The organism is Kitasatospora sp. NPDC091257 (genome assembly GCF_044757675.1).
GTDB classification, from domain to species: Bacteria; Actinomycetota; Actinomycetes; order Streptomycetales; family Streptomycetaceae; genus Kitasatospora; species Kitasatospora lactacystinica.
The window spans coordinates 1-6,236 of the sequence record NZ_JBIVVI010000495.1 but is presented as its reverse complement, the minus strand read 5'-3'; the positions used below and the strand labels follow the sequence as shown (position 1 = coordinate 6,236).

The following is a 6,236-nucleotide window of genomic DNA, read 5'->3' as shown; positions in this document are numbered from 1 at the left end:
GGTGCGGCTCCCGGTGAACGGCCCGGGCGGTCCGCCGGTGGCCGACGGCATCGGCGGGGCGGTCGCCGGAAGGGCTCGTCCACGGCACCGGCACCGGCCGATCCGGGGCCGGGCGCGCCCGACGGCCCCGACAGCACGGAGCCGGGCGGTGGCGCCGCCGGGGCGGTCGCCCTGCTCCCGGCGCCCGGACGGGTCGATCAGCCCGGGCACACCCGGGCGGCCGGCGAGCGGTCCGCCCGGGGCCTGCGGCTCGGCCGGGCCGCGGCGTGCGCGCCCGCCGCGGTCCGGACCGGCCTCCACCGCTGCCGGGGCGTCCGGCGGGCGGGGAGGGGGAGCCATCGTGCGTACTGAGCCGCGCGGCACGGCGGCGCCGGCCCGCAGGCGGCTACGCCTCGCCGCGCGCCATCCTGATCAGGTGGTCCAGCACCTTGCCGCCGCTCAGCCGAAGGCCGTCGTGCTCCCACTCGTTGGTGATCCAGGCCCGCAGGCCGCGCACCGCGCGCGCGGTCTCCAGCGAGTCGGCGGTGTCCACGTACATGTCGTCGTGGTACACCGCCGCCACGACCGGCACGGTGTTGGCGGCCAGCCGCGCCCGGTCGTACAGGTCGGGCCAGTCGGTGCGGGCGGCGAGCAGGTCCGCGGTCTCCTTCAGCGGGCGCAGCGCCGGGTCGGTGTCGAACATCCAGGGGTAGATCATCTCCCCGGTGAACAGCACCGGCGCGTCGGACTCCAGCGCGGCCCGGGCGTCGAACTGCGGGAACTCCTTGCGGACCCGCTCGGCCGCCCAGGCGGTGCCGCCCTGGTCCACCGACCGCTGGCCGTAGATCGACTCGTGCAGCACCGCGTACAGCGGACCGCCCGCGAAGGAGAGCTGGGCCTGGGCGCCGGCCAGGAAGGTGTCGGAGAGCTCGGGCCCGGCCGCGCCCTCCACCCAGGCCTCCTCCAGCAGGTAGTGGAGCGTGCCGGACCCGTTGCCACCACCGAGCAGCAGGCCGAGCAGCTGGAACGCCTCGACGGTGAGCAGCCCGCCGTCCGGCAGGGTCGCGGGGGAGTCGGCGAGGTGGGCCGCGATCCGGCGCACCGCCTGGACGTCCTGCGGGAACCGGGCGTAGTGGTCCTCGTTCTTGCGGACCACCCGCGGGTAGGCGGCGCGGTAGACGTCGTCGGCCGAACTGCCGAGGCCGGCGAGGCCACCGGTGATGAAGGCCTCGGTCAGGCCCTCGGGGGCGATGGAGAGGTAGGTGAGGGTGCAGAAGCCGCCGAAGCTCTGGCCGAGCACGCTCCAGCGCCGGTCGGCGCCGAGCAGCCGCTCGCGGATCAGCTCGGCGTCCCTGACGATCGAGTCCGCCCGGAAGTGGGCCAGGTAGTCCGCCTGCTCCTGCGGGCCGCCGCGCCGGGCGAGGGTCTGCCGGGTCGCGGGGGTGGACCGCCCGGTGCCGCGCTGGTCGAGCAGCAGCACCCGGTAGTCGTCCAGAGCGCGCTCCAGCCAGGAGTCCCGGCCGAGCGGGCGGGCGGCCTTGCCGCCGGGACCGCCCTGGAGGAAGACCAGCCAGGGCAGGTCGTCCCGCTCGCGGCCTGTGGCCACCACCTCGCGGGCGTACACCTCGATCTGCTCGCCCTGCGGGGCGGCGTGGTCGAGCGGCAGCTGGAACACGTGGTCGGTCGTGACAATCCCGGGCAGCCGGCTGATGGTGGACATGCAACTCCTCGGTCTCTGCTGGTCACAGCGATGGCGTCGCGGTTCACGGGATCACCGGGTGCGGGGGCCGCGACCCCCGCACCGTATCCTGGCGGCGGTCGAGCACCGGTTCGACCGCCCCGCCCGTCCGATCGGACGGCCGAGCCCGACCGGCGGACGGCCCGAGCCGGCCCCGGCAGCGGCCCGGACGGTGGGTGCCGGCCCCGGAGGGTGGACGGTGACGTGCCCGCAGCGAGGCCCCGGTGACGATCCGACGGAAGTGGTACGACCGCCGAGCCGAGCCGCCCTGACCAGCGGTGCAGCGGCGGGGCGTGACCTGGCGGCGGTGCGCGGCGTTCACCCCCGGGGGCCTGCACCCGGTTCGGGCGGGCCGATCGGGCCGATCGCCGGGCGATGCGGACCCGGCCGCCCGGGCACCGGCAGCGCTGGGTGACCGCGTGCGGCGCCACGACCGGCCGCCGCCACGGGACCGCACGGCCCGGAGGGCGCGGGCCGCGGGGGAAGGGTGTCACCGGCAGGCCGGGGCGCCGGACCTGACGGCGTGCCGGGCACGGCGGCGAGCCCCGGAACGAAGGCGCGGCGCGCCGGTACCCACCCGGTACCGAGCACCGCATGGCACGACCCACCACCGGGTACGGCCAGACACGGCACATCCGCCGACGGGACGGCCCCGCCGGCCCGGCACCACCAGCACGCGATCGAGCACGCTCGCGGCCCACCGGCCTGACCCGGCCACCGGCGGCGGCGATCACACGGTGCGGGTGTGGGACCTGACCACGCACGAGCAGATCGGCGAGCCCCTCACCGGCCACACCTCTTACGTGTACTCGGTGGCGACGGCGGTGCTCGACGGCCGTCCCGTCGCGGTCACCGGTGGCCACGACGACACCGTGCGGGTATGGGACCTGACCACGCGCCAGCAGATCGGCGAGCCGCTCACAGTCGCCGACTCCGGCGCACCGGTGGAGCCGTACGAGGAGGGGGTGCGAGCGGTGGCGACGGCGGTGGTCGATGGCCACCTCGTGGCGGTCACCGGTGGCCACGACGAGACCGTGCGGGTATGGGACCCGACCACGGGCAAGCAGATCGGCGAGCCGCTCACCGGTCACGACGGCTGGGTGTTGTCGGTGGTCACGACAACGATCGAAGGCCGTCCCTGCATCGTCAGCGGAGGCGAGGACTGGACGCTCCGGGTGTGGGATCTGGCCACGGGCGAGCAGGTCGGCGAGCCGGTGAACGGCCATACCGACAAGGTGCGGGCGATGGCGACGGCGGTGCTGGACGGCCGTCCCCACGTGATCGCCGGCAGTCAGGACGGGATGGTGCGGGTGTGGGACCTGACCTCAGGCGGCCAGGTGGGTGAGCCGCTCACCGGCCACACCGGCGAGGTGGACGCGGTGGCGACGGCGGTGCTCGACGGCCGCCCCGTCGCGGTCACCGGCAGTTCTGACCGGACCGTGCGGGTGTGGGATCTGACCACCGGCCGGCAGATCTGCCGACACCTCGCCGGCCAGGACGGCTGGGTGTGCGCGGTGGCGACGGCGGTGGTCGACGGCCGTCACGTCGCAGTCACCGGCAGCCACGACGAGACCCTGCAGGTATGGGACCTGACCACGTACGAGCTGATCGGCGAGCCGCCCACCGGCAACGAGAATGGGGTGCGAGCAGTGGCGACAGCGGTGCTCGATGGCCGCCCTGTAGCGATCACCAGCAGCTTCGCTCACGTACGGGTGTGGGACCTGACCACGCGCGAGCAGATCGGCGAGCCGCTCACCGGCCACGCTGGCGATGTGAACGCGGTGGCGACGGCGGTGGTCGACGGTCGTCCCGTCGCGGTCACCGGCGACGACGATGGCACGGTGCGGGTCTGGGACCTGACCACCGGCGACCAGGTCGGGCCGGAGCTGGTGTTCCCGCTGGGGGTCTGCGCGGTGGCCGTGGTGCCGGATGGTCGGCTGGTGGTGGGCTTCGGCTGGGAGGTCGCGGTGTTGGCCCGCCGTTGACCGGCCCCGCACAAACGTCTCGCAGTACGAGCCACTTGAGAGGCGGTCCCCCGAGGACGTGGGGGTCTTCAGGGGCTGATGTTCAGGGGCGACGGCGGGGACGTGTCTGCCAGCGGTGGGTGGTCCAGGCTCGTCGAATGAGGCTGCGGACGGTGATGATCGTGTCCGCGAGGTCGAAGAACGCGTCAATCACGACGGCGCGGCGCTCAAAGCAGCGGGCGAGACGGTGGAAGGCGTTCTGCCAGGCGTGGGTCCGCTCGACATGCCACCGTTGGGCGTTTCTATGACTTCTTCAAACCAGACGGACCCCAGAGCCCAGAAGCGGATGAGACGGACTCTGGCTTTCGCTGCCCCTGCGAGGGCATACCTCGCCTTCTCGGCATATCGGGTTAAATCGGGACATGAACGAAGGTCGCATAGCGGATGATCGCTATCAAGATGCCCACTGAAAGCTCGGCCCGACCGACACCAACTCGTCTTCTCGGTCAGGTAGGGCTTGTTGTGAAACTCCTGGTCGCGCAGGGTCTGGGCTACATGATGGTGTCGTTGTCAGCGGTGCTGTGCACGATCGGCGCATCAGCTCTTGTGTAGATGGGAAAGCTTCATGCCGATCACAAACCAGCAGGTAGTGGGACACGCGTTCCTGCGGGATATGTTCGACGACTCGCACTTCCCTGGTCACCTTGGTCGACCGGGGCAGGGCAATCCTGCTGCAACTGTGTGAGCGCATCGAGGCAGAGCGGCCGTCGGATCTCGAGGCCTTGTATGCCCTCACCCAGGCAGCGGCGGAGGAGTTCAACCTGCTGGACAGGGAGTTCATGGCGGCCGGGAGCGGGAGCGAGACGGTTGCGCGCGAATGGATCTGCGACGAGTTCTCCTTCGTCGCATCGGCATACGGCATACGGGTTCGCGGACGCAGATACGGAGAAGCTGGCCGCCGACCGAAACTGGTGACCCCGTCGCAGGCGGGACATGGTGTCGGCCCCGCCCGCCGGAGCGCCGACCTGTCCTCCCCGCGAGTGCGGGGGTCAGCCGCGCCAGGCCCGCCGACTGAAGGCCGACGAGCGGTCCTCCCCGCGCTCGTGGGGGTCAGCCGCAGGTCACCGTACGCCGCAATGGCGCCCCATCGTCCTCCCCGCGCCCGCTGACGAACACGTCTACGGACCGTCCTTGTTCAACGAGCGGATCTGCTGCACCTTGTCCGCGGCCCGTCGGCCGAACAGCACGACTGCCGAGATCAGCACCCCCGCGCCCACCGTCTGGACCTGTACACCCCCTGTCAGACCCACAGATTCGGCCGTCCAGGCCAAAGCGGGTGGGGTCACCGCGAGGACAGCCAGCCGCAGAGTCTCGAACTCGGTCGACGGTTTGACGCCCTCGAGGTCGGACTCCGGTAGCAGGGCGCCCAAGCGGCCTTCCACGTACGCCTCGGCGATGGAGTGCAGTTTGGCCGCCAAGTCGCACCGCGCGAGTTCTGGATACGTGTCCAGGCTCGCCTCGGCCGTCCGGAGGGCGGCGACCACCTTGCCGGCGTGCTCCTTGAGCGCGGCCTGGCGGTGCGAGCGGCGGGGAACCGTTCCGCGCCGCAGGCGGGCGCGCCGAACGGCCCGCTCACTGCCACGCAGCAGCCGTGGCAGATCTCCGACCCGATCGGGCGACTCACACGCCGCCAGTGCTTCCAGAAGCGGCTCGAGTGTCCGGTAGTGGTTCCACTTGCTGCCCGTCAGTGCCTTGGCCGCCTCGTGCGCGCACCACACGGCGACCCGTGCTGCGACGAAGTACATGCTGTAGAGGATCGATGCCGCCAGCATCGCGAAGATCGTGCTCTGGAGCGCGAGGAGCTGCTCGATGACGTGCGTTCGCTTCACGACCTTGACTTCGAGGCCGAACACCGCGAGGGCGACCAGCGCGCTCGCGAACACGGAGAAGTTGAATACCGGAAGCATCGCGTGGGCGGAGCGGACCTCGGTCCGCAGCACAGTCGAGATCCGCCGTCCGGACGCCACCGCGTCGAGTGCGCCCTGTGCTCTATTGGTGAGCTTGCGCGCGGCCGGCCCTCCGGGCGCCGTCGTGGCCAACCGCCACCAGTGTCCCAGGCGCTGCCGCACCGAGGCTGCTTCCGTTCCCGACACGTCACTCTCCTCTGGCACGGGCTCCGCGTAGGCAGCACGATCACACCGGTAGGCGCCAGCCGGGTCCGTCCTCGTCGCCGAGCCAGACCCGCTGTCCGTCGCCGGTGACGGTGATGCCGAAGTGGTCCTGGTGCGGTGCGCCGGCCGCCTGCCAGGCCTCGATGGCGTGCTCGACCTGGTCCCACAGGCGCAGCGGGCCGCGTTGGGCGACGGTCCATCCGCCGTGGCCGTCGGGTTGGGTGCGGGCGTGGGAGCCGGTGGCGTGGTCGATGAGGATCTGTTGGTCGCCGGCGCCGATGCGTTCGGCGGAGGGGGCGGCGAGTTGGGCGACCCAGGTGCCGGTCCAGGTGGTGATGGTGGCGGGGTCGATGCGGGTGGGGCGTTCGTCGCCGGGGAGGAGGG

3 protein-coding genes and 4 pseudogenes are annotated in these 6,236 nt (G+C 72.3%); 2 read left to right on the top strand and 5 right to left on the bottom strand.

Annotation, left to right across the window (positions count from 1 at the left end; translation table 11 throughout):
- Nucleotides 1–339 (bottom strand): annotated as a pseudogene (locus ACIQOV_RS22465) (hypothetical protein); the annotation flags it as partial.
- A 46-nt stretch (nucleotides 340–385) separates the two neighbouring features.
- Nucleotides 386–1,699, bottom strand: coding sequence for an alpha/beta fold hydrolase (locus ACIQOV_RS22460; protein ID WP_401051031.1), 1,314 nt, complete (start codon nucleotides 1,697–1,699; stop codon nucleotides 386–388).
- 761 nt (nucleotides 1,700–2,460) lie between these two features.
- On the opposite strand from ACIQOV_RS22460, the gene ACIQOV_RS22455 reads away from it, so the two are divergent.
- Nucleotides 2,461–3,702: a WD40 repeat domain-containing protein gene (locus tag ACIQOV_RS22455; RefSeq protein ID WP_401051029.1), complete on the top strand. Its 1,242-nt coding sequence runs from the start codon at nucleotides 2,461–2,463 to the stop codon at nucleotides 3,700–3,702.
- 82 nt (nucleotides 3,703–3,784) lie between these two features.
- Here ACIQOV_RS22455 and ACIQOV_RS22450 read toward each other — a convergent pair.
- A pseudogene (locus ACIQOV_RS22450) lies at nucleotides 3,785–3,973 on the bottom strand (IS5/IS1182 family transposase); the annotation flags it as partial.
- 333 nt (nucleotides 3,974–4,306) lie between these two features.
- Here ACIQOV_RS22450 and ACIQOV_RS22445 point away from each other — a divergent pair.
- A pseudogene (locus tag ACIQOV_RS22445) lies at nucleotides 4,307–4,656 on the top strand (DUF5713 family protein).
- Nucleotides 4,657–4,859: 203 nt separating this feature from the next.
- Here the strand turns inward: ACIQOV_RS22445 and ACIQOV_RS22440 are convergent.
- On the bottom strand, nucleotides 4,860–5,834 hold the full coding sequence (locus ACIQOV_RS22440) for a hypothetical protein (RefSeq protein WP_401051027.1): 975 nt from the start codon (nucleotides 5,832–5,834) through the stop codon (nucleotides 4,860–4,862).
- A 40-nt stretch (nucleotides 5,835–5,874) separates the two neighbouring features.
- A pseudogene (locus ACIQOV_RS22435) lies at nucleotides 5,875–6,236 on the bottom strand (methyltransferase); the annotation flags it as partial.

Excerpts from the sequence above, each read along its gene's own strand:
- ACIQOV_RS22460 (WP_401051031.1), bottom strand. The coding sequence starts at position 1,699 with ATGTCCACCATCAGCCGGCTGCCCGGGATTGTCACGACCGACCACGTG.